Below are 25,070 nucleotides of genomic sequence, written 5' to 3'. Positions count from 1 at the left end.
CCGGGGTTCATTGCAGGTTATAAGATTTGATGCAGTCTCAGGTGTTGGAGCAGCATGATGGTTTTACCATCTTTGATCTCGCCAGAGCCGATCATATCCAGTGCTTTTTCATAGGCTACCTCCATTACTTCAATGTTTTCCTCTTCATGCTCCACACCGCCACCATCACTCACTTTCATTTCTTTGGCGTATTCTGCGATGAAAAAATGTAATATTTCCGTCACGGAACCTGGCGACATGTAGGCTTCAAAAATTTTGTGAACGGAGGATACTTTATAGCCCGTTTCTTCTTCCGTTTCTCGTCTGATGCAGTCCTCAGCATTGTCCTTATCCAGCAGGCCGGCACAGGCTTCTATCAGTAGGCCACTGTCGTTTCCATTGATGAAAGTAGGAAGCCTAAACTGTTGGGTGAGAATGACGGTTTTCTGGGCTTTGTTGTAAAGCAGTATAGTGGCGCCATTGCCCCGGTCGTAAGCTTCGCGGGTTTGGGTTTGCAGAGATCCATCCTTTTTGAGGTATTCGTAGGTGATTTTGCGGAGTATGTACCAGTTGTCAGAGAGTATTTCCGTGTTCAGGATTTTTACGTTTTCTATCATATAAGCCGAGTATTTGGCTACTTAACGGATAGGAGGGGTGATTGGGTGTGCCTGGAAATGTGATTTTACTGGTAGCGATCATTTAGACCTCTGCCATCGAGAATCTGCGGGATACATTTTTCAATCCTTGATACCCTGGTTTTGGACTGTTTGGGTGCCGAAAAGTGAAGAATGTAGCCTCTTTTCCTACCGGGTGTCAAGGCTTCAAAGGCTGCTTTCAGGTCTGAATTTTCATTCATTTTCAGCTGTAGTTCTTCTGGTATGGGCTCCGGATTTTCCTCGAAAATCACTTCCAATCCTGCCTTTTCTACTTCTATGGCTTCATAAATCCAGGCTTTGAGTGTGGCCTCTATATCCAGCACCTCTTTCAAATGGGTGAATTTGATGAGGCGGGCACTCTGCGTATGCTCACCTGGCTTATCCAGTAGTCCATGCGTGTCCTGGAGTAGTGACCCTTTGAAAAAACTGAGGGCGCAGTACTCCTTGAAAGCACTTACAATGGCGATGTTTTTACCCTGAAAGGTATAACAGGGCACTCCCCACTTCGATTCTTCCATGAGCCCGGTCTCCAGAACTATTCTTCGTAGTTGTGCGAGTTCCTTTGGCCAATTTCTGACTTTGCACTGTGGGGTGCCATAAAACGAGCAACGCCCGCAACCATCCGAGAAATAGGTATCCACATTGGTGTTCATGCTTTTTAGGTTAGAAAGTTTCTAATCAGTTAATCCCTTTCCCTCCAGAATTTGAGGAATGCATTTCTCTATTCTTGACTCACGGGTTTTGGCCTGTTTGGGTTGAGAGAAGTGCAAAAGGTACCCCCGCTGTCTGCCAGGGGTAAGCGCCTCAAAAGCCGTTTTTAATTCAGCGTATTCGCCCAATACCTGCCGAAATTCTTCAGGCATGCTGAACTCCGAGGTTTTTTTAAGTTCCACTTTCAGGCCGGCACGTTCCACTTCAATGGCTTCATAGATGTAGGCCTTTAGTGTGGATTCCATAGCCTCTATTTGCTCCAGGCTGGTGAATCGAGTCTGGCGAGCAGCCTGTACATTTTCTGTTTGCTGGATGAGGATACCGTCTGTGTCTTTCAGCAAAGCCCCTTTGTGGAACAGAAGCGCACAGTATTCCTTAAAACCGTGGATCAATACCACATTGGTTTTCTGGAAAGTATAGCAGGGGCATCCCCATTTCAATTCTTCTGTGAGCTCAGTCTGATGAATGATTTTTCTCAGATACGCGTATTCTTGCTGCCATTTGCTGGTTTTGTTGAAAAAGAAGTCAACCTTGGGATTCATGAGTATATGGAGTTGTTCAAAGATAGTTTTCTATCAGCTGGTCTGAAATACCATGATGTAACGGTCAGTACAATCAAAAGGACGGGCCCGAAGAGTTCTGTGGGGTCACTTGCTGCTGCCCAATGAGAATATACAGCCCCCGACATGTTAAAGAAAAACCCGGCGTAGGCCCATTCCTTGAGCAATGCGAATCGCGGGGTGAGAATCGCCACCACCCCTAATATCTTCCAGGTACCGAGTATGGTCAGTAGGTATTCCGGGTAGCCCAATTGGGTGATTTTAGCCACTTCCTCGTCCATTTTGATGAGCTGAACGATTCCCGTGGAGGTCATGCCCAGGGCCAGCCAAAGAGTGGCTACCCAATAAATGATCTTGTCTCTCTTTTTCATGATTGGTTAATTTAAGTTGGTCAGAATTTTTTCCAGGCGATTGTGCGCCATATTGATTCCCTGGGCGAAAGGCAGCTGGAGGATTTGATCTCTGATGGCCACTGAGCGGTATATCACATGCATGGTGAGCTTGCTGGTTTTGTCAGTTAGCGTTTCAAATTCAAGGAATTCTAACTGAACACCAAATGATGCACTTTCCATTTCAAATGTGCGGGTGATTTTTTGGTTGGGCACAAACTCATGGATCGTGCCGTTGAAGCCATGTTTATTGCCCTGCGGATCGGTGGTTTCAAATTGCCAGCTGCCATGCCTTTTGTTTTCAAGCTTCAGCACCTTGGTGCCCATCCACTGCTCAACCAGTTCAGGCTCCACATAGGCCTTAAAGAGTAACTCCAGGGGGAGGTCAAATACTCGGGTGATGAACAATTCCTGTTTGCCGTCTTCGGCGTGGATCTTGGTTTTAAGCTCCATAGTATGGTTTATTGATCGGATTGATAGTTTTTCATCACAGACTCCAGTTTGTTGAACCGATTGTCCCATAACTGTCGAAATGGCTCTATGAAATCTGCGATTTCCTTAATTTTTTGAGGATTCAAATGATAATGGATGGTGCGCCCGCTTTGTTCCTGCTCCAGAATCTCACAGGCCGTCAGGATTTGAATATGTTTGGAAATGGTCTGTCTGGAGGACTGGAAATTTTCAGCAATGGCACTGGGTGTCATGGCCTGCATGGCCACCAATGCAATGATTGCCCGGCGGGTGGGGTCGGCGATGGCCTGAAATACATCTCTTCTTAGTTCCATTTATGCAGTTACTTGACTGCAAATATATATGCAGTCAAGTAACTGCGCAAGTTTTGGATGAATAGATAGTTGATAAGGTTCAACTAAACGATAGCCTGAATTCCAGTGGTGAAAGGTTGGTTTTGCTCTTAAACAGTCTGCTGAACGACTGGGAGTGTTCAAATCCGAGTCCATAGGCGATTTCGCTGACCGAGAGCTGAGTGGTAGAGAGCTTTTCCTTGGCCTTTTCTATGAGCTTTTCATGAATGTGCTGCTGAGTATTCAGACCTGTGAGTACCTTGAGAAGGCTACTGAGGTAACCGGGCGATACATTCAGTTGATCGGCTATTTCCTGCACGGTAGGGAGCCCAATACTGGCCAGGTTGTCCCGGGAGAAGTGCCGCGTAAGAATTGCTTCCAGTTTATTCAGGATTTCATGATTGGAGATTTTTCTGGTGATAAACTGCCGCTGATAAAACCGTTCGGCATAGTTGAGCAGTACTTCTATTTGCGAAATGATGATGTTTTGACTGAACTGGTCGATGTTGGCGTGGTATTCTTCCCGGATGTTTTCCATGATACCAATCATCGACTTTTCCTCCTTTTCTGATAAGAAAAGGGCCTCATGGATGTGGTACCCAAAGAACTCATAGTTTTTGATGCGAGTAGCCAGGGGTGTACCCCAAAGAAAGTCGGGGTGCACGAGCAAAATCCAACCAGTAGGATGGGGGTGTGGATCCCGGTGTACTTTCACCGTGATGACCTGTCCTGGCGATACAAAGGACATCAGCCCTTCGTCGAAATCATAGGGCTGCTGACCATACCTGAACTTACCGTTCATGCCCCTTTTTAGTGCAATGGAATAATGGCCTGAAACGATGCTGATCTCATCACCATCGGTTTGATAGTTGACCTGGCTGTAGTCCACCAGGCTGACCAACGGATGCTCCGGTTTGGGCAGGTTGGCCAGTTGGTGATACTCACTAATGGATTTGATAATGTGCATGTTAAATTAATGTTCCACCGGAAGCTTCTATTCGCTGAGCATTGATCCAGTGTGCGTCTTCACTACATAGGAAGGCGACCACCCCGCCTATGTCTTCCGGCTCACCTACACGGCCCAGAGCGGTAACACTGGACACGATTTTCCTCTTCTGCTCATTGGTTTTGTTGATGCCATCCCCAAAGTCTGTGGCTACAGCACCCGGAGCTACCACATTAGCAGTGATACCTCTGTGTCCCAGCTCTTTGGCAAGGTAGCGGGTAAAAACCTCAATTGCACCCTTCATAGAGGCATAGGCTGATGAATTGGGGAAGGTGAATCTGGCCAATCCTGACGAAATATTGACAATGCTGCCCCCGTCATTGAGAAATGGCAGTGCTTTTTGGGTAAGAAAATATACCCCCTTCAGGTGGATGTTCATCATTTCGTCAAATTGCGCTTCGGTGGTTTCACTAAAAGGCTGATAGATGCCCGTGCCGGCATTGTTGACGAGGTAATCAAAATGCGCACTTCCCGTTTTGAGGGTCAGATAGTCAGAGAGTTTCTGGTAGAATGCCTCGAAGCTTTTCGTATTGCTGCTGTCCAGCTGCAGGGCAAACCCCGAACTGCCTGTTTTTTCGATTTCAGCTACTACTCCTTCGGCAGCCGGTTGGTTGGTATGATAGGTGATCACCACGTCCAATCCTTTCCTGGCTATTTTGATGGCCATGTCACGGCCCAGTCCTCTGCTTCCGCCAGTCACCAGGGCTATTTTTCTCTTTGTCATTATGATATGTTTTGGTTTTATGATACAAAGCTGACGTAGGATGACAAGCGGACTGTATCAAAATCTGATGATCTTGTAACCGAAACACGGTTTTATAATTATGAACAGACCTTTACTTCATTGGGTCAGGGTCTTTAACCTTTCGCTGCTGTTGGAAAGTAATAAGAACTACCGTTTCCTGCAACCCGGATTTTCTGTCAGCAAGTTGGTTTCGGGGAATTACCTGAGTGACATAGGGCTGTCACGGAGAGCGGGTATCTTTATCGGAAGAAACCACAACCATTCAACTTATGGAATTTATTAGTAGTCAGAAAGTGGAGGAGTTATTGGCAGAATATCCACGAGAAGCCTCCGAAAAGCTTCAACAACTGCGATAGTTGATTCGAGACACGGCTGTGGAGAAGGGGATTGGCAAACTAATGGAAACCACCAAGTGGGGGGAGCCTAGTTATGTGACCAAGACTGGCAGCACGATTCGAATGGACTGGAAGGCGCGGACCCCCGATCAGTATTTCCTGTATTTTATTTGTAGTACGGAGCTTGTCAGTACATTTCGGCTGGTGCTGGGTGATGAACTAACTTTTGAAGGCGATCGGGCCATTGTGCTGAATCTGGATGAGCCTGTGCCTGTGGAGGCACTCAAGCGCTGCATCGGTCTGGCGTTAATGTATCACAGGATCAAACATTTGCCCATGTTGGGAGAGTAGGTGCCTTTATGTAGTGAAAGCCGCACCTTTCACCCACCGATGCCCTCCATCTCATCCAGCAGCACACCATAGTCATACTGGAGATCTTCGTCGAGGGCGACCACCTTTTTTCTGATCATGGCCAGTTGGCGATCATACAGATTTTGTAGGGTCACGTTCCTGCCGATGGCCGGGCTCATCTCTTTCAGGCTGGAGCAGAAGTAGATCAGCAGCTCCACCTCGGTGGTTTTGTGTGGTGAGTACCGGATGTATTTTTTGACCATGCGCAGGATTTTGCGCACACTTTTCTTGATGAAGTAGTAGCTGGTGGTGTTGATCTCATCAAACTGCTCATCCATTTCGGTTTTTACACTTTGGATGTAGCCCTCCTCATCCGCAGCTTCATAAAGGAGGTAAGTCAGCAACTCTTTGTTCTCCCTTTTGAACTTGGACAGCCGAAGACAGAGCTCCGAAAGCTCCCCTGTGGTTTTGGTTTTTAACTCCCTCTTAATTTCGCTTACTGTAGCGGCCTTCATTTGATGTTTGCTTTACTTTTTGAGGGGGTCAAGTTAGCTTAGAATTGGGAATTGGAGCCGTGCGAATGATTGGAGGTTGATACCCTATTTTCAATTTCTAATTCTACATACCCATCTCTTAGGCCATCACTTGGAAAGAACCGGTTCCTCTGTTGAAGTCACGCAATCAATTTTCCATTCATCACCATATTTCTTGTAAATGGCTGTCCAGGCAAAGTGCGTACTACCCTCTACCGTGTCTCCATTCTCATCTTCATAAGTGGTCACCACTATTTTATCCACGATCGTGTAGGCCATGCTGCCATCGTCTGAGAACCTGATAATGGGTTCAGCTAAATCATCCCATTTGATAAATTCAACGGATGAAAAGTAGCCATGGTACCTGGAAATGGTTTCTTGTCTCTTCGGTGTGCTGATTGAGCCTCTGTTCACAGAGATAAACTGATCGGAGAGTTGGTGTGCAAAGGCCACAGAATCTTTGCCAAAATGGTACTCCCTCTGCGCCCGGTGCAGCGCCATGATCTTGCTGGTTTCTTCCAATAGGGATGTTTTTTCACAAGAAAGTATTGAAATCAGGAGGAGGATTAGTGCGAATGATTTTTTGAGAAACATCATGTTGGGCTTAAAGCATTGTATGAAAATTTACAACAAAACACCGATAGTCCAACCTTACAAAATGTGAAGCAAAATGATCTGTGGGAGATTTTTCAAGGAAGCCATTTGCTACCTGAGTGGTTTGGGCAAAAGATGCTCACCAGCACCTTCCACTGTCTCTTTGATCCGCTTTTGCCTGGTTTCAGGTCTTTTGGCCATCACCAGCCAGTGTAAGATGCTTTTTTTTGCAGATTTACTCAAACCCAGAAAAAAGTCCCTGGAGCCGGGTGTGGTTTTGAAGGCCTCCGCCAGGTCATCGGGAATGATAAGTGCCTCCACAGTGTCCAGGATGTTCCATGAGCCGTTTTGCTTGGCGATCTTTATGCTTTCCAGTCCGGCACTGGTCATGCGCCCGTCGGCAATGAGTTTTTTTACCTTTTCTTTATTCACTTTTGACCAGGTACTGGTGGGTTTTCGCTTGCCGTAGTATTGCATGTACTTTTCTTCGTCTATTGGCCGCTTGGTGCTGTCTATCCACCCAAAACAAAGCGCTTCGTCTACGGCCTCACTCCACGAAACGGCGGGCATGCCGGAGTGCTTCTTGTACTGTATGAGCCATATGGATTGCTTTTCGGCATGATTACGCTCCAGCCAATCTCTCCATTCCCGGACACTCAGCACAAGGAGGGATTCATTTTGCTTGTTTGTCATTTCATCTGATTTCTGCTCATCCGGTAGTTCTGGACACGCTCCTGAGGTTAGATTTTGTTCTCGTAATCAATGCGATAGGTCATGATCTGCAGACCATTTCCGTAAGGCGAAGTGTCCATGAGCACCAGCCTGAACTTCTGAGGGGATTCCCCAAAAATGCGAATACCTTGTCCCAAAATCAAGGGATTCAGCTTGAGCTTGAGGATGTCAATTTTTTGGTGATCTAATAGCCATCCGGCAAATACCCCACCACCACACAGGTATATGTCCGTGCCGGTCTGTTTCTGGATTTTCTCAATCTCTGCCAGGTCAATTTTCTTTACCTGCACACGTGGATCTGCATTTTCAAAGGTCAGGGTATTAGAAAAGATGAGGTGCTTCATGTGTGGATATGCGGGCTGTCCCGGCTGGAGTCCATAGTGATACCCAAATTCATAGGTGTTTTTGCCCATGATCACAGTGTCATAGCTGGCCAGGTCTGCCCGGTACTGGTCCACCCCGTTACCACCCTGTACAAAGCCAGCAATGTCTTCATTGGGGCCGGATATAAATCCGTCTATGGAGCTTGCCACGTAATAAACGATCTTTCTCATGGTGCTTGTCTGATTAGTTACCAGGACTACTAAAGTAAGAGAAATGGGGTAGAAGCACAACCAGTGGCTCAGTGTACCCATGACAGATTTAAGGGGAGACTGGAGGCCCCATGCATTGTCACACTGAGCATCGTCGAAGTGTAAGGCAACGCTACTCTGGTTGAATGATCGTCCAAGTAATCATTTTAAAGACCGCATGTTCAGATGCATGGTTAAGTGCACATGGATATGAGGGTCCAAACATGTCAGTTTTATTAATGGTATCTTTGATATGGAATCTTTTCAATTCTACTCATCTCCTTTAGGAATCCTTCCGTCTTTTTTAACGAATCATTCCGGTTTTGAATTTTGGCGATCCATTTTGATGTGTGTACCGCCATTATTTCCAACGAATCAGCATCTCAGTGGATTCATTGTCTATCGCTTGGTAGGCCCTTAAAACCGAACATTATGAACATGACAGATATGGGAGTGATTGGCACCTCTAAAAAAGCCGATGAACGCAGGGTACCGATCCACCCGGAACATTTACTACGGTTACCTGAGGAAGTAAGAAAGCACCTCATCTTTGAAAAAGGCTATGGAGTGTCGTTTGGTATAGATGATCAGGAGATGGCATCTCTTTCCGGAGGGCTCGCTTCCAGAAAGGAGCTACTAGGCGAAGTAGGCAATGTGATAATAGCCAAGCCCGTGATCTCCGACTTGCAGGAACTACGTGAAGGAGGCGTGATCTGGGGATACCCGCATTGTGCTCAGCAAAGCTCTATTACTCAATGTGCCATCGATCGTAAGTTGACCCTGATCGCTTTTGAAGACATGTTTGTTTGGTCGCCGGCAGGCCTGCAGGGTAGGCATACTTTCTACAAAAACAATGAAATGGCCGGCTACTGTGCGGTGATCCATGCTTTACAACTGAAAGGGATCGACGGGCATTATGGCAATCAGCGAAAAGTGATCATTTTTAGCTTTGGGGCGGTAAGCCGTGGAGCCATCTATGCACTGAAGGCGCATGGCTTTAGAGACATCACCATTTGTATTCAAAGGCCCGATCACGAGGTGCGTGAGGAAATCCTGGATGTGAATTACTCAAGGATCAGGAAAGGGCGCGCAGGTGAGCCGCGCATGTTGCTCGTGGAGCACGACGGCTCTGAGCGGCCTTTGTCGGAGTTGATCCACGAATCGGACATCATCATCAATGGCACCTATCAGGACACCAACGACCCGATCGATTTTATCATTGAAGAGGAGCAAGCGATATTGAAGAAAGGGTGCCTGATCATAGACGTGAGCTGCGACGAGGGGATGGGCTTTTACTTTGCCAAACCTACCTCTTTCAAAGAGCCGATGTTCGCAGTGGGTAGTGCGGATTACTATGCCGTAGACCATACTCCCAGCTATTTGTGGGAGAGTGCGTCCAGGTCCATTTCTGCAGCACTCATCGTTCACCTCCCCACGGTGCTAAGCGGGCGTGCTGCGTGGAAAGCCAATGAAACCATTCATCAGGCCATTAATATTGATCAGGGGGTGATCCAAAAAGATTCCATTCTCAGGTTTCAAAACCGGGCGCTTCTATATCCCCATTTGATAGGATAGGGGAAAGCTCAACCTGACAGATTGAAAGGTGATTTTGTGGTTTTTCACGATTGGCATTGTCAGGCTGCGCATCTCGAAGTGCGAACCCTGACAGGCTAAAGGACCTGTCAGGCTTATAAAGCATGCCGACTTCCCGACTTATCATCCTTAGCAGGCAGTTGTAAACTGCCGAGTAGAAGGATGGAATGATAGGTACAAAGGGGACACAACGGAGGATTGCTTCGTCCCCGATTGCTATCCGGATACTCGCAATGACGATGCTGGTGCTATTCCTACCCAGATCGTCATTCACGCGCAGGCGGGAATCGCATTATCACCTTTGTTTCTTTACTTCAAGAGGTCAAGGTCATCCTGATTGTTGGTGAAACATCATCGGGAAGAAGCCCAATCTCACTTGTTGGAGACAACTCCAACAAGGGCTCTGGTTTCTTTACTTCAAGAGGCAAATTTTATCCTACTTGTCGTGAATGTCACGTGAATGGTAGATAATTGTATCTTAATAATGTGGTATCTGGAAAAACTCAGGTGGTTATGCCACCGACTAAAGTATTGAGTTTTATGATTTGGAATAAGTATTTGTGCCTGCTCGTCGTACTCTATTGCTTTGCAAGAGGTGTTTATGGTCAGGTTTTAGTAAAAGGGGACAGTGTCTTAACTGGGCACAAACATTATATCCCTTCATTGTCTTTTGAAAAGGACAGCTCCTTTTTTGTGAGTTTTAAGGTATTTATTGAAGGAAAGCTCACACACGAACTCCATCGGTTTGATCGGAATATGAATCCCATAAATGAGGTGATTTACCTGGATGGTCATTTGGAAAATCTCAATTCTGTGGGGTCCGCCTACTTCAAAGATGATCTTATCCACATCACTCAGGTTGAGGAGAAGGACAGCCTGAAATTCTACGCTCAATCCATCGATTTGAATAATTTGGTGAAGTCAAAGAATCAGTTCTTTACTGCTTTTGCTAAAAAAGAAACGGGTAGGAAGAGTGAGTTTCAAACCTTCCATATTTCTAACGACACTTCAAAATTGGCTTTTATCTATTCGGTGCCAGTTTCATTTTCAGAGAATGAAAAGATTAGAATAGTGGAGTTTAACGATCAATTCAACATCTCACGTACGGATGATTTTGACTTAGGCAGGAGTCAAAATGTCCTTTCCATATTGGATGTTGATTATTGCAACAATGGTGATGCTTACGTTTTGGTCAAGGTCAAGAGCTCTCCTGGATTCTATTTTGAGTGTTATCGTCTTACACTGGGTAAAGAGGCAGTGTTGGTTGATAGGATTCAGAAAGTGGATAATGTGCTGATGGGTGTTGTGGATGATCAACTTTATTTACTCTCTTCATTTGCATTGCACACAAATAGTGGGACCAGAGGTCTGTTGATTAAATCTCAAGATCTTAACGAGCCCATCAACATAGAATCTCATGTAATTAATTTCGATATTGATTATTTCAAGTCCCATACCCCTGAGAAGAAGCACAAGAAATTGGAGAGGTCAATTTCTTCCGGAGTACCCTTTGCCAAGGATAAAATCTTGATCTACGGGTTATATAAGATTGGTGAAGAGTTTATCCTGATTGGATACAAATTCGATGATAATTACCTGCGCAGAAAAATATACGCATACGGGATTAATATGGATTTTGAAATGAAATGGTCTAGATCATTTGACGGATCATACCCCTTTGTCATGCTTAACACAGACAGGTCCAGGCTGAACCTTGTGTATAGAAATTTCGAATCAAATCTAACTCAGGTTAAGTTTGATACTGATGGGATGCTTTCATTAACTAAGGTGGAAAAAGATTATATGCGAGGACTTAAAGTGTGCGTTAACAATAACGGTGTAGGGGACGAGGTATTATTGTTCAGGTCAGGTGAACTGAAAACTTTGAGTCGTTATCAGTATTTGTTTTGGCTGTATAGGTTGAATCTGGAGTGAACTCGTGAGGGGGAACCGTCATAAACCCACTTGGGTAGGTTTCAACTGTCTCACTATCCCTAAATTGTAGCGTGAATGATTACATTCTCAAGTTTCAAAACCGGGCACTTCCATACCCGCATTTGATGGGTTGACATTACTGGTTTACTCCTACCCAGATCGTCATTCACGCGCAGGCGGGAATCATATCATCACGCTACATTCTAGGGGCTAATTTCATCTTGTTGGTGAGTGGGAAACAGGAACAGACGAGGGTCGCCAGAGTCACTTGGGACTCTCATACTATTTATATCTATGTGCAGAATACGCGATACACCAAGCGGCGTGTTTCCACTCCTCAGTGTATCTTATATAATAGGACATTTCGAAAGTGTTCGGGCTAGATGCGGATAGAAGGTACAACGATATTCCAGTGCTATAAGATGAATTTTCATTAAAAAATACTCCTATTGTATCTAGGTTCTGTAATACAATTTGCCCATCATCAGGAATATCTCGTTTTTCAAATTTTATCTTGCACATTTCAGGTGGTGAGTCAGAGATGCAGGGGTAACTTGTTGTAAAGCTATTACCTTGCTCGGTTTGGTATTCGAATGCTGGTAAGTAAACCAAATAACCCCTAGATATTGAATCTGCAAAATCAGGCTTCAATATTCCAATACTATCCTGGTACAAGATGCCTGCTTCATTAACACTAAAACTGTTGAAAGAATACCATCCTTCATTCCTTAGAGAATCACGTAAATTTTCCTGAGCCAGCGCCATACTGTCTGTCAAAAAACTCAGGCTATCTTCTTTGGAGAGCAGCAACGTGTCTGGCTCATTCCCTTCAATAATTGAAGAATGATCGGTACAACTGATGAGGGACCAAATGCCTATGAGGGCAAAAAATACTATTCTATCCATATCCTTTTTTGTTAGAACTGTGCTCCATATACTCATGAATAGTAATTCTCTAACTCGCCAGCCCTATCTCACTTGTTGGAAACAACTCCAACAAGGGCAGTAGTTGCCAGGCGTACTAAAGTAAGAGAATTGGGTTAGAAGCACAACCAGTGGCTCAGTGTGCCCATAACAGATTAGAGGGGGGACTGGAGGTTTCACGCCATGCATTGTCACACTGAATTTATTGAGAGCTTGTGTTTTGATGGTTGGTGATTAGCTGGAAATGGCAACAAGGGGAGGAGGTTGGCCGGGATTCCGGTATTTGTCCATCGCTGTGCTTCGTCCAAAACCGGAATGACGAAACGGTTAACGATTGTCATTCCGGTTTCTGAGGCACGAGGAATACCGGAATCTTCCCACCAAAATAACCCATTAACCATTACGAGTCAAGCATTAATTTTTGCAGCTGTAATGAGATTACTACCCATGCCAAATATTATTCTGTCATGCTGATTTATACACACTCATGCCAAATAATATTCCGTCATGTTATTGCTGACTTCCTCCATGTTGGGCATGGAGACGTATTTGGTTGGCATGGAGGCATATTGATCACCATGGAGCCCTTGTTCACTGGCATGGAGCCTGTTTCACCCATAGGGGCTGGTTTTTTTACGTACCAGAAGGTCTCATTTTGGCATAATCAACCAGCAGCTTACTCCTGCCGCAGGCTGTCAACGGGGTTGCTCAGGGAGGCCTTGATGGTCTGGAAACTGATGGCCAGGCTCCCGATGAGTACCACCACCAGGGTGGACAGCACAAAGTACCACGGACTCATAGCCAGGCGGTCCGCAAAGTTCTGCAGCCAGTAGTTGATGGCCAGATAGGCCACGGGCCATGAGATAAGTGTAGAGATCACGATCAGCTTCACAAACTCACTGGAGAGGAGGGTCACCAGCGTGGCCGTACCCGCACCCAGCACTTTGCGAATGCCTATTTCCTTCTTGCGAATGGACGTGGTGTAGGTGATCAGCCCTATGAGACCCAGACATGCAATGCAGATGGACAGGCCGGCAAATACCAGAAATACCCGTCCGGTGGTGGACTCAGACTTATACAGATCGGCATAGTCATCATCAAAAAAGAAATACTGAAAAGGCTTATTGTAGGAGTATTTAAACCAGGTTTCTTCCATATAGGCCAGCGTCTCCCGGATGTTCTGGGTGTTGCTCACTTTCACCAACATAAATCCTTCCCAGTTGCCGTGCATGAGTCGCAGCATGGTGGGTTCTATGGGCCGGTGCAGCGATTGGATATTATAGTCTTTTACCACTCCAATGATGGGCTTGCGCCAGACAGTCCCGTCACGGTCCTTGTCAACGAAATTTTTCCCCACGGCTTCCTCTACACTATAGCCCATGGTACGTGCGGCCGTCTCGTTGATCACCACGGCAGTTGAGTCAGAAGCATACTGTCGGGAGTGCAGGCGACCGGCCACCAGTTCCAGTCCCATCAACTCTGCGTAGCCAAAGCTCACAGAGTTTTCCATCAGCAGGTAGGGGGAGTCCGGGCTGTCTTCAGTCATGTGGGCGTTGTTGTTGTAGCGGTCTTTGCCGGGCAGTGAGGTGGCATTGGCTACAGCCAGGATGTTAGGGTTTTTCAGAAGTTCGTTTTTGCAGGTTTCCAGGTTCTGGCGAAGCACATCCGGCCTTCTGATCACCAGGGTTTGTTCCTTGTCAAACCCCAGGTTTTTGTTCAGCATAAAATCAATCTGACGGTATACGACCATGGTGCCCACAATGATCACAATAGAGGCGGTAAACTGTATAACCACCAGCAGGTTTCGCAGCCAGCCCGTTTTGGCACCAGCTTTTACCCGGCCCTTGAGTACCTCCGCCGGACGAAAGCCTGCCAGCACAAACGCAGGATAAAAACCCGCCATCACCCCGATGACAATGGCCAGCCCCAGCAGGATGAAGAGGCTCAGGAAGCTACTGGTCAGGTTAATGGCCAGCCCTTTGTCCACGAGGCTTTCAAACTGCCCGGTGAGCAGCGCCACGAGCAGTGCCGCTATGAGGGTGGCGGCTATGGCAATCAGGATGGACTCAAAAATAAATTGGTAGATCAGCGCCTGCCGGTCAGACCCCATCACCTTGCGGATGCCCACTTCCTTGGACCGTGCAGCGGACTGTGCCGTGGCCAGGTTCACAAAGTTGATGATGGCAATGAAAAGCAGAATAAAGGCGATGAGTGTGTAAATGTAAATGTAGGAGATGTGGCTATTGGCCTCCAGCTCATCCTCCACGTTGGAGTGGAGGTGAATGTCCGTAATGGGCATGAGGTAGTAGCCAAAAGAATTGCCAGCGCTCTCCCATGCTTCCATGGTAGTGCCCAGGTATTGTGCAATCTGTGGACCTACATACTTTTTGACCACTTCTTCCAGTTTTTTCTCAAAGGCCTTGTGGTCGGCATTTTCATTCAGTACGATGTAGGTGTATTCGTTATGGCTCACCCAGTGGTTATTGTCCCACACCTTGTAGGTGCTGCGGGAGCCCAGCATGTCAAATTTGATGTGTGAATTGTCCGGCACATCAGCCATTACACCAGTCACTTCATAGAAAACCGTGTCTTGCTCCACTGTGATTCGCTTGCCCAGCGCCGGTTCGTTACCAAAGTATTTTTTTGCGAAGGTTTCCGTAAGCACCATCGATCGGGGCTTCACCAGAGCCGTTTTAGGGTCTCCCTCGATGAGCGGAAAGTCAAACACCTCGAAGAAGGAGGAATCAGCAAAGAGTACGCCGTCCTCATTGAATTTTTTCTCTCCCTGGCCTATAAACCAGGCGCCACTTTCTTTGACCTGTGTCACTGTGGAGACCTCCGGATAGTCTTGCAGGAGGGCCTGCGCCATAGGTGACGCTGTGACGGCCATGTTCAGGTTTTGGCCCATCATCTGCCCCCGCACCTGCACGCGATAGGTATTTTCGTGCTTTGAATGAAACCGGTCGTAGCTCAGCTCATTGATGACGTAGAGGGCAATGAAGATAAAGCTGGTGATGCCAATGGCCAGTCCACCCATGTTGAGGATGAAATAGCTCTTGTGCTTGAGGAGGTTTCGAAGGGCAGTGATGTAATAGTTTCGCAGCATGGCTGAGCGTGTTAGTTAGATTTCTAATTGGGATACCTATTAGATGCTCTTTCTGACAAAAAGTTGCACCCACGCCGGTGTTTTTTTTAAACGGTTCTTCTCCCTGGTACTATTTCATGAGTTTGTCTCGCACTTCTTTCCAGGTAATGAGCTGGATTTTTTCTTCTGCGAGTATCTTCCTGCAAGCTTCACTGGTGAAAAAATCAAAGTCCTGCTGACGCCAATCGGATCCCCAATTGACATGCTCCACGGTGATGGCCTGCATCTCGGCATCATCATAGGCCGTATGCACAAGGATTTCATGAAGTCCCGGAGTGAGTCCCCGGAGCACGGAAGTATAGTATTCAGCCAGAGCTTTCTCAAAGTCCTCCGGTCCGGCGCCATACAGATTGTCCAGAGAGATCATTTCCGGAAAGTCCAGCTCCGGATAGCGTGCTTTCAGTTCCTTCACATCCACACCGATCGGGAGCTTATATTCCTGACTGATTTTCAAAAGTACCTGCACGAAATCTGCCCTTCGATAGGCAGTCATCATGTGTGCATCTATGTGGGTGGGGGTGATACCTGAGGCGATGGCCCGATCTATTTGAGCGCGCATTTCCAGCTCCATCTCATTGATGTCGGCATGTTCCGCCACCCATTGTCCGTTATCAGAAAACAAGCCGTTTTTTTCAAGTAGGGAAGCCACCTGAGAAGGGTCACTCACCGCACCCCATTTGTAGTGTTTCCACTCGCTGTTGAGACACAGGTGAATCCCGAAATCTGCTTCAGGGTGGGATTTCACATACTCGGCAACCTCTGAAAACCAGGGGGTGGGCACCAAAATACTCGCGGAGGTGACCACTCCGTTTTCAATGGCTTGAAAAGAGGCCATATTTTCGGAATGGGACACCCCAAGATCGTCCGCATGGATGATGAGAAGTTTGGTGTTTGGGGAATACCCCAGTTGCTCCTGAATGGTTTGTGCGTGGGTGTATTGCAGGTGGATGCTCGCGAGCAGCAGGCTGATCAAAAAAGTGTTTTTCATGGTTTAGAGGGTTTCTTTCTGTTGTATTACACCAGTGATAGGCGCTCGGTTTTCTGATCCATCCTGTCGCCCTGCAGCCACGCTCCCCAGAAAGGAGAGGGTTACTTTCCCTTTTTCATCAAAGGTAAGGGTGATCTGGTCTCCATGGGTCATTTCGAGGTATCGCACGTTGATCACCATGGTTTTGTCGTCCTTCCAGCCCGCAGTGCCGGCGGTCAATGACCTGATGGGCTGTTGAGCGGGACGTTCAAAGAGGTTATAGCGATCCAGGTCACCTGAGCGCCATTCATTGACACCCAGTATCATACTGCTTTGACCATAAGGCCTGTAAATCTCCATAGAGACCTCCCCGGTACCAAAGGAGAAAGCCAGCGCTTCAATGTCAAATTCATTGGGTTCTAGCGCTATGACTTTTTCCTGAAGCAGGCTTGTCATGGGAGAGGAAGCACGATAGGTAGGCACGGGTAAGGTGAGCGTTTTCATTTTGGTCTGCAGGGCCTGAAAGGCCTGTTCGTTTTCATCGAGTTCGTCGGGCTTCATTTCGGGCAGGAGGTACTTCCAGATCAGGGTCATGCAGGCCTGCATATCAAAAGTTTCGCTGGTGATGGCCACCACGGCATCCTGCTCCGGCATCACGATGCAATATTGGCCAAAGGCTCCGTCTCCACGGTAGAGCCCGGCAGGTTTGCACCTCCAGAACTGGTAACCATAGCCTTGTGACCAGTCATTGTCGCCTTCCTGTGAGGTTACTTGTTTGCTGGTGGCTTCTTCCACCCAGTCTGCCGACAGCAGCTGCTCACCTTTCCATTCACCTTTGTTCAGGTAGAGGAGCCCCAACTTGGCAATGTCTTCTGTTTTCACCCGAAGACCGTATCCACCCACGTTCACACCCTTTGGATCCACCTCCCAGTCCATACCGGAGATGCCCAGCGGCTCAAACAAGCGTGGAGTCAGATAGTCCTGCACCGTCATGCCCGTTTTCTGCTGAAGAATATTGGAGAGCATATAGGTGGCTCCGGTATTATAGAAAAAATGGGTGCCGGGCTCATGGGTAAGTGGCTGTGCCAGGAAAGCACGTGCCCAGTTGCCGGTGGAGTCGTTTCGCATGGCATTGAGTGTGCCCTCAGCGTGTCCGGTATTCATGGTCAGCAGGTTTTTAATGGTCATAGAGGCCAACCGGTCAGATACCTCAGCAGGCAAGTCATTAGGGAAAAAGGAGACCACAGGATCATTCACCGTCAGCAATCCCTCCTGCACCGCAAATCCTATGGCCGTGGAGGTGAAACTCTTGCTAAGGGAATGGAGTGAATGTTTCAACTCTTTCTGGTAAGGATTCCACCAACCTTCTGCTACCACTTGCCCATGGCGAATGATCATAACGCTATGAAAGCCCAGGCCACTCTGCGCCATCGAATCGATCAAAGCGGCAATGGCGACAGAGGAGATACCCTGTGCCTCCGGCGTGCTTCTGGGGAGGTCACCAGATGATTCCTTGTCTGATGCCTCTTGATTATTACAACTGATGAGGAAGGTGAGCAGAATAAAAAGAGGGGCAAAGTGTTTTCGCATAGAGGGTTGGATTACGGAGATCTAAAACTGGTTTGAAATAAGTCACCAGAAGTTATGAAAAAAAATGCTTTGAGTGGCAACGGGTTTAGGAATCGGTGGGTATTGTTTACCTTTCCATAAGGACTAAACTACCAACCATGAACAGAATTACGGGATTTATAGTCATTCTGGCTTCCCTTTTTGGGGGCGGCTGTGAAGACAGTGCTACTACCTCCAGCGACCCATACAGGACATGGGATAATTACCTGGGAGATGCCGGACGCACACACTACTCCTCCCTGACAGCAATCAATCGGGAAAATGTGACACAGCTACAAAAGGCCTGGAGCTATGAGCCCGGAGATGATGATGGCAAGAGCTACAGCCAGTGTAACCCACTGATCATCGGGCGTACACTCTTTGCTGCTTCTTCACATTTCAAGGTTTTTGCACTTGATGCGGCAACTGGTGTGGAGAAATGGAAGTTTGATCCTTTCGAAGGCACGGATAAAAAAGATTTTGCCCGCGGATTGGCTGCCTGGACCGACGGTGAGCAAACGAGAATCATCTTCACGGCGGATAAGTATCTCTACGCCCTGGATGCAGAAACCGGTCAGCTGGTGGCCTCTTTTGGTGATGGAGGACGGATTGATCTGACCAAAGGACTCGATAGAGACATTACTGGTCTTACCTACCAGTACCATGCCCCGGCCACGGTTTATAAAGACCTTATACTGATGGGCTCTCTTACTGCCGAAACCTTGCCGGCGGCTCCAGGTCACATCCGGGGCTTTGATGCCGTCACAGGTGAGCAAAAGTGGATTTTTCATACCATCCCGCACCCCGGAGAGTACGGTTATGAGTCCTGGGAGGACACTACCGCATACCGTTTTATTGGCGGGGCTAACAACTGGACAGGAATGACCGTGGACGAGACGCGTGGTATTCTGTTTGTACCCACCGGGTCGGCATCCTATGATTTTTATGGAGCCAATAGAAAGGGCGCCAACCTGTTTGCCAATAGCCTCATTGCCCTCAACGCCAATACCGGTGAGCGTATCTGGCATTTTCAGGCCGTGCATCATGATATCTGGGATCGGGATTTCCCGGCACCGCCTACGTTGGTCACGGTGCGAAAGGATGGGAGATCAGTGGATGCGGTGGCTCAGATTTCCAAGTCGGGGCACGTGTATGTGTTTGACAGGGAGACAGGGGAGTCTCTTTTCCCGATTGAAGAAAAGCCCTATCCACCCTCTGAACTCCCGGGAGAGGCTGCCTGGCCTACCCAGCCGCTGCCTGTTCAGCCACCACCATTTTCCAGACAAACGTTGACCGAAGAGGATTTAAATCCATACTCAAACCATAAGGAAGAGCTCCTGACTCGGCTAAGAGGTTACCGGTATGGTGGGCAGTTTATTCCTCCAAGTACCGAGGGTACGCTGCTTTATCCGGGGTTGGATGGAGGAGGTGAGTGGGGTGGAGCAGGCTATGATCCTACCACCGGGATACTTTATGTCAACGGAAATGAGATGGCCTGGATCATCAAGATGATAGAGCTGGATACCGACGATCAGGATCCGCTTACCATGGGCCGAAGCCTTTATCAGGCCAACTGTATGAGCTGCCATGGGGCTGACCTGAGCGGCTCCACCTTTCATGGTGCCGTGCCCTCGCTCACCGATGTAAAGTCACGGATGAAACCTCAGGAGATGGCTGAGCGAATCCGAAAAGGGAAAGGCAGTATGCCGGCATTCAGCTACCTGAATGATGATCAGGTAACTGCCCTCATCGATTATCTGCTCAACTGGACAGCCTCAGACCAGGCAGCAGCAGAATCTGAAACAAAGACCAACCTGGAAGCTTTACAGTATCGCATGGAAGGCTATCAGCGTTTCGTGGACCGGGATGGCTACCCGGCAGTGAAACCACCATGGGGGCACCTGAATGCCATAGACCTGAATGATGGTACCATCAAGTGGAAAGTGCCATTGGGCGAGTTTGAAGAACTAACTGCCCGGGGGATTCCCCAAACAGGTACTGAAAACTATGGCGGACCAGTAGTGACCGCAGGTGGATTGATTTTTATTGCCGGAACGAAAGACCCATTCATTCGGGCATTTGATAAGGAAACCGGAGCTGAACTCTGGAAGGGAAGGCTCCCCCGACCCGGACTGGCCACACCAGCTACCTATGAGGTGGATGGCCGACAGTATGTGGTAGTGGCGGCCAGTGGTGGCAAGGATACTCCGGAAAAGGGGGATGAGTATGTGGCGTTTGCGCTGCCGGAGGTGGAATAATACCAAAGGGTAAACCTTTGAAATTATACTCATTCTGTCAGAATGAAAATGGGGGATTATTGTCTGATGTTTGTTGTGTGAACAAGCCTGGTTGATCATGAAATTTCTTTTTTATCGTCTCCTTATATGCAGTTGCCTTGTGGGCCTGGGTTCCACGGGGGTTGCTCAGCATTCCGTAGCGCGGCAGTGGAATGAAGTAGTTTTGGATGCCATCAGAAATGATTTCGCCAGGCCCACTGTACATGCCCGAAATTTATTTCATATATCCACGGCCATGTATGATGCCTGGGCTGCCTATGACCTGCAGGCGTCTCCTTATTTTCTCGGTCGCCTGCATGCTGGTTTTCATATTCCTTTTTCGGGAGTCCCCATGCCGGAAAACATTACCTTGGCGCAGGAGGAGGCTCTGAGCTATGCGGTTTATCGGTTACTGGAACATCGGTTTGGTAACTCACCGGGTTTTTCACTGATCAAAGCGGAAATGGATGCCCTGATGGCTTCATTGGGTTATGATCCGGCCAATGTGTCCACGGACTACCTCAATGGAACACCTTCGGCTTTGGGAAATTACATTGCCAGTCAGATTTTGGCTTTTGGTGATCAGGATGGGTCTTTTGAATCTGCTGGTTACCATAATCAGTTTTATGTACCTGTGAATGAACCGATGGCCCCTGAGCTGTCTGGTGTCCGGAAAATGACCGATCCCAACCGGTGGCAACCTTTGGCCTTTGGGGCATTTATTGATCAGTCAGGCCACGTGAGTTATAACATTGTGCCGGAGTTTTTGAGTGCTGAATGGGGGTATGTCGTTCCCTTTGCACTGAACAAGAGCCATTTGTCGGTCAAAAAACGAGACAATCAGACTTATTGGGTCTATCATGATCCCGGAGCCCCGCCAAAACTCGACATTAAAAGCAAGGAAAAAAGTGCGGACTATGTATGGAGTCATGAAATGGTGGCTTTGTGGTCGGCACATCTCGATCCCACGGACGGAGTGCTCTGGGATATTTCTCCGGGAGCTATTGGAAACCTGGATATCCGCCATTTTCCTGAAAACGTGGAGGAAATGAAAACTTTCTATGATGCCCGTGAGGGAGGCGATCGCAGCTCAGGCCACCCCGTCAATCCAGTTACCCGTCAGCCATATGCCCCTCAGGTGGTGCCACGTGGTGACTATACCCGGGTGTTGGCCGAGTTTTGGGCAGATGGGCCCCATTCTGAAACCCCACCAGGGCATTGGTTTACCATTCTTAATTATGTGAGTGATCATCCTCAGTTTGAGAAACGATACCAGGGTGGGGGGCCGGTGATGGATGCTCTGGAGTGGGATGTCAAAGCTTATTTCACACTCGGTGGGGCCATGCATGATGCCGCTATTTCTTCCTGGGGGATCAAGGGGTATTATGATTACATCCGACCGATATCGGCGATCAGGTACATGGCTTCTTTGGGACAGTCATCGGATCAGACCTTACGAAATTATCATCCGGCGGGAATCAAGCTGGCTCCGGGCAAGGTGGAAGTGGTAAGGGGCAATAACGATCCACTTTCGGGGCTGCAGGGCCAGCACATCGGTAAGATCAAACTGTACGCCTGGCGGGGCCCCACTTTCATTCAAAACCCTGAGACGGATGATGCCGGGGTTGGGTGGATTTTGGCAGAGAACTGGTGGCCTTATCAGAGACCTACCTTCGTGACGCCTCCATTTGCAGGGTACGTGTCTGGTCATTCTACTTATTCGAGAGCCGCTGCTGAGGTACTCACCGCCCTCACAGGAAGTGCTTTTTTTCCTGGGGGAATGGGTGAGTTTGTGGCTAAGAAGAATGAATTCCTGGTATTTGAAGAGGGCCCAAGCGTGGATGTGGTGCTACAATGGGCTACCTACCGTGATGCCAGCGACCAGTGCAGTCTTTCCCGGATATGGGGAGGTATACACCCCCCGGTGGATGACATTCCCGGGCGCCTGATTGGTGAGAAAGTGGGAAAAAGGGCCTTTGAAGTGACTAAATCTTACTTTGAGGGAGTGACCCTGGGCGTACCCCATACGGAACCTATTCACTTACCCAATCCGGTGGCACCAATGTCTGTTCTGACTATGCCGACGGGTTGCCTGGAGGCCATTGTTTATGACCTTAATGGCAAAATAGTAAGGGTTTTCAGAGGAGGAGACCCACTGCAGATGCCTTCGCATGAGGGTATTTACCTTGTCAGGCTACAGTATCCCCACTATGCAAAGACCATGAAGATGGTGGTGCGTTGAGGGTGTCTTATTGGCCATGATGACGCCTTATTTCTTCCTCGGAGAGCTGTAAAAACCTGGCGGCATTGTTGTATAAAATGTCTCGTTTTTCAGTGGTGGATAGGAAAGGTGCTGACTCGATAGTTTGGATGGAGATTTCCATTAATTGAGGCCAAATCATCTGATCCGATCCGTACATAATTCTGTCACCAAAGCCCACCAGGATGATCTTTTTTAAATAATCATAAAAGGCGGGTTCATTAAGATCGGTAATGATGCCACTGATGTCTACATACACTTGTGGGTGATTCCAGAGCAGGGTAAGTAGTTCATCTATCATGGGCCAGCCGGCATGCATCACATACAGCCTGAGTTTTGGGTGGCGGACCAATACTTCCTCCAGTTGCAATGGACTATGCAGGCGTCCACGGTTTTTTCCCCATCCCAGATAAGCCGCCCCAATGGGTGATGGTCCTATATGGATCCCAACAGGGATATTAAGTGCTTCGGCGAATGCCCAGTAAGGTTCCAGAGAAGGGTCGTCGGGGCTGATGCCATTATACTGTGTGGCGATCTCGCCGAGTACTTCAAAGATCCCCTTCTCAAATAGTGAGCGTAGGGAATCGGGGGATGGATCCAGGCCATCCCCACGGTAGTAAAAGCTGGAAATGATTCTTTCGGGAGCGGCGTCTTTCCACACTTCGGTGAGTCTACCACTCGTCACTGAATAGATGTTCCATTTCTTCATGATCGCTAAGGATTGATTCATCACCTCCTCATCGGTGGGTGGAGAAACCAGAGGGTAGTCGCAATTTTGGCTGGCCTGTATTAAGGTCTCAGCCCAATCAGATCCGGCAGCCACTGTGGGCCACTTTTCATTATGAACACATATGGTCATAGGAACAATACCTGTAAAATCAGCATGATTAGCATGTACATGCATATCAATGATGGGGAGCGGGGGGGACTGGGCAAACAGGGCGGTGCTTAAAAGACACACTAGAGGTGTAAGGTGTTTTTTCATTATTGGAGGATACAAGAGATACTGAATAATAGGAGAGAGAGTCAGAGCATGACCTGGCCATGCGCATAAGTGACTAGGGGACTTGAGGTGATACAAGGTAGAAAAACCTGAGCATATTGTCAACTACACCTTTGGACCCTATCAGTTAGTTGAATGATTTGTAGGTCAACTTCCGCCACATCCATTCCAGGGGCCCCTGTGTATTTCTTTTCATCCACCACCAGCTCAGACCAAGCTGGATGGTCCATACAACGAGCACGATCCATAAGAGTTCAGATCTGGAGTGTTCGTTGTGCTGGCCCAGCCCATACCCATAGAATATCAGCCCACAGAGGATACTTTGAAAGATGTAATTGGTGAGGGCCATTTTTCCGGCAATGGAAATGATTTTGAACTGGCTGTTTTTGAGCCACTTTTGATAGAGCCCATTAAATACGAGAATGTATGCCAATCCAAGCGTTTCCTTAGGGAAAGTGAAGAGCCAACCTTTCCAGATGCTGGTGACCGGATGGTAGAAATCGTACGTCCAGTGCTGATAGCGATGGTAGTTAATGACAAGGGCCAGTATCAGGATGGTGATGGTAAGTGGCCAGTAGTACTTCACTGACCGGTAGTCTTCGAAAATCCCCGATTTATATAGAAGAATACCTAAAATCATCATAATCAGGGTACGAAAGAAGATGCCCTGATAGAGGATGGCCCCTTTGTGTACCCTGGTGTGGGTGGCATTGGCAGCCCAGCTCTCAAGGAGAGTCTGGCGGGGTGTTTCATCTACTCTCAGCTCCGACTTCCCTTCTGTGGTTTGTCTGATCCACTGGTCCACGGAGCGCTGCTCATCTGGGGTACGTTCATCCTCACTTATCTGAATGGCCGCTTCATAGGCCTGAAGTGAGTTTTGAGCGCGGAGAGTGTGTTGATAATCGTTGAAAAGCAAAATGCCAATAGGTATGCAGAGCACCATCAATAGCTGCCTGATGGAGAAGGACCGGAATGGAAAGAGGAGAAAGCCGCAAACTGCATAATGGTAGAGTACGTCTCCATCCCAGATCAGGTAGGCGTGTATGACACCTATTATAAAAAGCCAAAGTAGTCTGCGTGCGTAAATGTCCAGGGCCTTAAGTCCAACTCCCTTTGCTTCCAGTCTTTCCAGAAAAATATAGAAGCCCACACCAAATAGGAGGGTAAACATGCTGAAGAATTTGCCTTGAGCTAAAAAATAAACCCAGAAACGAACCGTATGGTCTTCAGGGCCACTAAAACCATTTTTAAAGGGACTCCAGGGGTCCGGGTAGGAAAAACTCTCAATATTGATGACCAGGATACCGAGGATGGCCAGACCTCTCAAAAAATCCAATGTGCCGATTCTTTCTGATGAGGAGGTAGGTGCCGGACTTAGGAGGGGCTGGGACAT

23 protein-coding genes are annotated in these 25,070 nt (G+C 47.9%); 5 read left to right on the top strand and 18 right to left on the bottom strand.

All coding sequences use genetic code 11. The features are described from left to right. Positions 1–17: 17 nt before the first annotated feature. From nudK to RIH33_RS04525, 8 genes are all read right to left on the bottom strand, one after another. Positions 18–596, bottom strand: a complete 579-nt coding sequence (gene nudK / locus RIH33_RS04560; RefSeq protein WP_406653993.1) for a GDP-mannose pyrophosphatase NudK — start codon at positions 594–596, stop codon at positions 18–20. Positions 597–661: 65 nt separating this feature from the next. Then, positions 662–1,288 (bottom strand): YdeI/OmpD-associated family protein, encoded by a 627-nt coding sequence (locus tag RIH33_RS04555; protein ID WP_406653992.1) that lies wholly within the window; start codon positions 1,286–1,288, stop codon positions 662–664. Positions 1,289–1,309: 21 nt separating this feature from the next. Next, entirely contained in the window at positions 1,310–1,888 is a 579-nt protein-coding gene (locus RIH33_RS04550; protein ID WP_406653991.1) for a YdeI/OmpD-associated family protein, read from the bottom strand. Continuing rightward, positions 1,885–2,277: a DoxX family protein gene (locus RIH33_RS04545; RefSeq protein ID WP_406653990.1), complete on the bottom strand. Its 393-nt coding sequence runs from the start codon at positions 2,275–2,277 to the stop codon at positions 1,885–1,887. The genes RIH33_RS04550 and RIH33_RS04545 overlap by 4 nt, the downstream gene beginning before the upstream one ends. Positions 2,278–2,283: 6 nt before the next feature. Beyond that, positions 2,284–2,748 carry an SRPBCC domain-containing protein gene (locus RIH33_RS04540; protein ID WP_406653989.1) on the bottom strand — a complete coding sequence of 155 codons (465 nt, stop codon included), beginning with the start codon at positions 2,746–2,748 and terminating at the stop codon, positions 2,284–2,286. An 8-nt stretch (positions 2,749–2,756) separates the two neighbouring features. Beyond that, positions 2,757–3,080 carry an ArsR/SmtB family transcription factor gene (locus tag RIH33_RS04535; RefSeq protein WP_406653987.1) on the bottom strand — a complete coding sequence of 108 codons (324 nt, stop codon included), beginning with the start codon at positions 3,078–3,080 and terminating at the stop codon, positions 2,757–2,759. A gap of 79 nt (positions 3,081–3,159) precedes the next feature. Beyond that, a complete protein-coding gene (locus RIH33_RS04530) occupies positions 3,160–4,065 on the bottom strand; it encodes a helix-turn-helix domain-containing protein (protein WP_406653986.1) in 906 nt (301 codons plus the stop codon). A 1-nt stretch (position 4,066) separates the two neighbouring features. Further along, positions 4,067–4,828 carry an SDR family oxidoreductase gene (locus tag RIH33_RS04525; protein ID WP_406653984.1) on the bottom strand — a complete coding sequence of 254 codons (762 nt, stop codon included), beginning with the start codon at positions 4,826–4,828 and terminating at the stop codon, positions 4,067–4,069. 377 nt (positions 4,829–5,205) lie between these two features. On the opposite strand from RIH33_RS04525, the gene RIH33_RS04520 reads away from it, so the two are divergent. Then, entirely contained in the window at positions 5,206–5,535 is a 330-nt protein-coding gene (locus RIH33_RS04520; RefSeq protein WP_406653983.1) for a DUF1801 domain-containing protein, read from the top strand. A 29-nt stretch (positions 5,536–5,564) separates the two neighbouring features. Here RIH33_RS04520 and RIH33_RS04515 read toward each other — a convergent pair whose 3' ends face one another. The 4 genes from RIH33_RS04515 to RIH33_RS04500 all read right to left on the bottom strand — a co-directional run bounded on the left by RIH33_RS04515 (position 5,565) and on the right by RIH33_RS04500 (position 7,948). Beyond that, positions 5,565–6,050, bottom strand: coding sequence for a hypothetical protein (locus RIH33_RS04515; RefSeq protein WP_406653982.1), 486 nt, complete (start codon positions 6,048–6,050; stop codon positions 5,565–5,567). 126 nt (positions 6,051–6,176) lie between these two features. Next, positions 6,177–6,590 carry a nuclear transport factor 2 family protein gene (locus tag RIH33_RS04510; RefSeq protein ID WP_406653981.1) on the bottom strand — a complete coding sequence of 138 codons (414 nt, stop codon included), beginning with the start codon at positions 6,588–6,590 and terminating at the stop codon, positions 6,177–6,179. A gap of 183 nt (positions 6,591–6,773) precedes the next feature. Further along, positions 6,774–7,355: a YdeI/OmpD-associated family protein gene (locus RIH33_RS04505; RefSeq protein WP_406653980.1), complete on the bottom strand. Its 582-nt coding sequence runs from the start codon at positions 7,353–7,355 to the stop codon at positions 6,774–6,776. Positions 7,356–7,402: 47 nt separating this feature from the next. After that, a complete protein-coding gene (locus RIH33_RS04500; protein WP_406653979.1) occupies positions 7,403–7,948 on the bottom strand; it encodes a dihydrofolate reductase family protein in 546 nt (181 codons plus the stop codon). Positions 7,949–8,398: 450 nt separating this feature from the next. Between RIH33_RS04500 and RIH33_RS04495 the strand changes: the two genes are divergently transcribed. Continuing rightward, positions 8,399–9,541: a N(5)-(carboxyethyl)ornithine synthase gene (locus tag RIH33_RS04495; protein WP_406653977.1), complete on the top strand. Its 1,143-nt coding sequence runs from the start codon at positions 8,399–8,401 to the stop codon at positions 9,539–9,541. 531 nt (positions 9,542–10,072) lie between these two features. Beyond that, on the top strand, positions 10,073–11,494 hold the full coding sequence (locus RIH33_RS04490; RefSeq protein WP_406658693.1) for a hypothetical protein: 1,422 nt from the start codon (positions 10,073–10,075) through the stop codon (positions 11,492–11,494). A gap of 282 nt (positions 11,495–11,776) precedes the next feature. On the opposite strand, the gene RIH33_RS04485 is transcribed toward RIH33_RS04490, so the two are convergent. The 4 genes from RIH33_RS04485 to RIH33_RS04470 all read right to left on the bottom strand — a co-directional run bounded on the left by RIH33_RS04485 (position 11,777) and on the right by RIH33_RS04470 (position 18,120). Continuing rightward, positions 11,777–12,400: a hypothetical protein gene (locus tag RIH33_RS04485; protein ID WP_406653975.1), complete on the bottom strand. Its 624-nt coding sequence runs from the start codon at positions 12,398–12,400 to the stop codon at positions 11,777–11,779. A gap of 694 nt (positions 12,401–13,094) precedes the next feature. Then, complete coding sequence (locus RIH33_RS04480; RefSeq protein WP_406653974.1) at positions 13,095–15,524, bottom strand: ABC transporter permease; 2,430 nt, start codon at positions 15,522–15,524, stop codon at positions 13,095–13,097. A gap of 109 nt (positions 15,525–15,633) precedes the next feature. Further along, positions 15,634–16,551, bottom strand: coding sequence for a polysaccharide deacetylase family protein (locus tag RIH33_RS04475; RefSeq protein WP_406653973.1), 918 nt, complete (start codon positions 16,549–16,551; stop codon positions 15,634–15,636). Positions 16,552–16,554: 3 nt separating this feature from the next. Continuing rightward, a complete protein-coding gene (locus RIH33_RS04470; protein ID WP_406653972.1) occupies positions 16,555–18,120 on the bottom strand; it encodes a serine hydrolase domain-containing protein in 1,566 nt (521 codons plus the stop codon). 137 nt (positions 18,121–18,257) lie between these two features. Between RIH33_RS04470 and RIH33_RS04465 the strand changes: the two genes are divergently transcribed. Beyond that, complete coding sequence (locus RIH33_RS04465; RefSeq protein WP_406653971.1) at positions 18,258–20,396, top strand: PQQ-binding-like beta-propeller repeat protein; 2,139 nt, start codon at positions 18,258–18,260, stop codon at positions 20,394–20,396. A gap of 97 nt (positions 20,397–20,493) precedes the next feature. After that, positions 20,494–22,656 carry a DUF6851 domain-containing protein gene (locus RIH33_RS04460; RefSeq protein ID WP_406653969.1) on the top strand — a complete coding sequence of 721 codons (2,163 nt, stop codon included), beginning with the start codon at positions 20,494–20,496 and terminating at the stop codon, positions 22,654–22,656. A gap of 7 nt (positions 22,657–22,663) precedes the next feature. Here RIH33_RS04460 and RIH33_RS04455 read toward each other — a convergent pair whose 3' ends face one another. Further along, entirely contained in the window at positions 22,664–23,659 is a 996-nt protein-coding gene (locus tag RIH33_RS04455) for an amidohydrolase family protein (protein WP_406653967.1), read from the bottom strand. A 145-nt stretch (positions 23,660–23,804) separates the two neighbouring features. Beyond that, a complete protein-coding gene (locus RIH33_RS04450) occupies positions 23,805–25,070 on the bottom strand; it encodes a DUF418 domain-containing protein (RefSeq protein WP_406653966.1) in 1,266 nt (421 codons plus the stop codon).

This window comes from Marinoscillum sp., from assembly GCF_040222955.1.
Lineage (GTDB): Bacteria > Bacteroidota > Bacteroidia > Cytophagales > Cyclobacteriaceae > Marinoscillum.
Note: the sequence above shows the minus strand (reverse complement) of the source record. Positions and strands in the feature narration are given on the sequence as shown.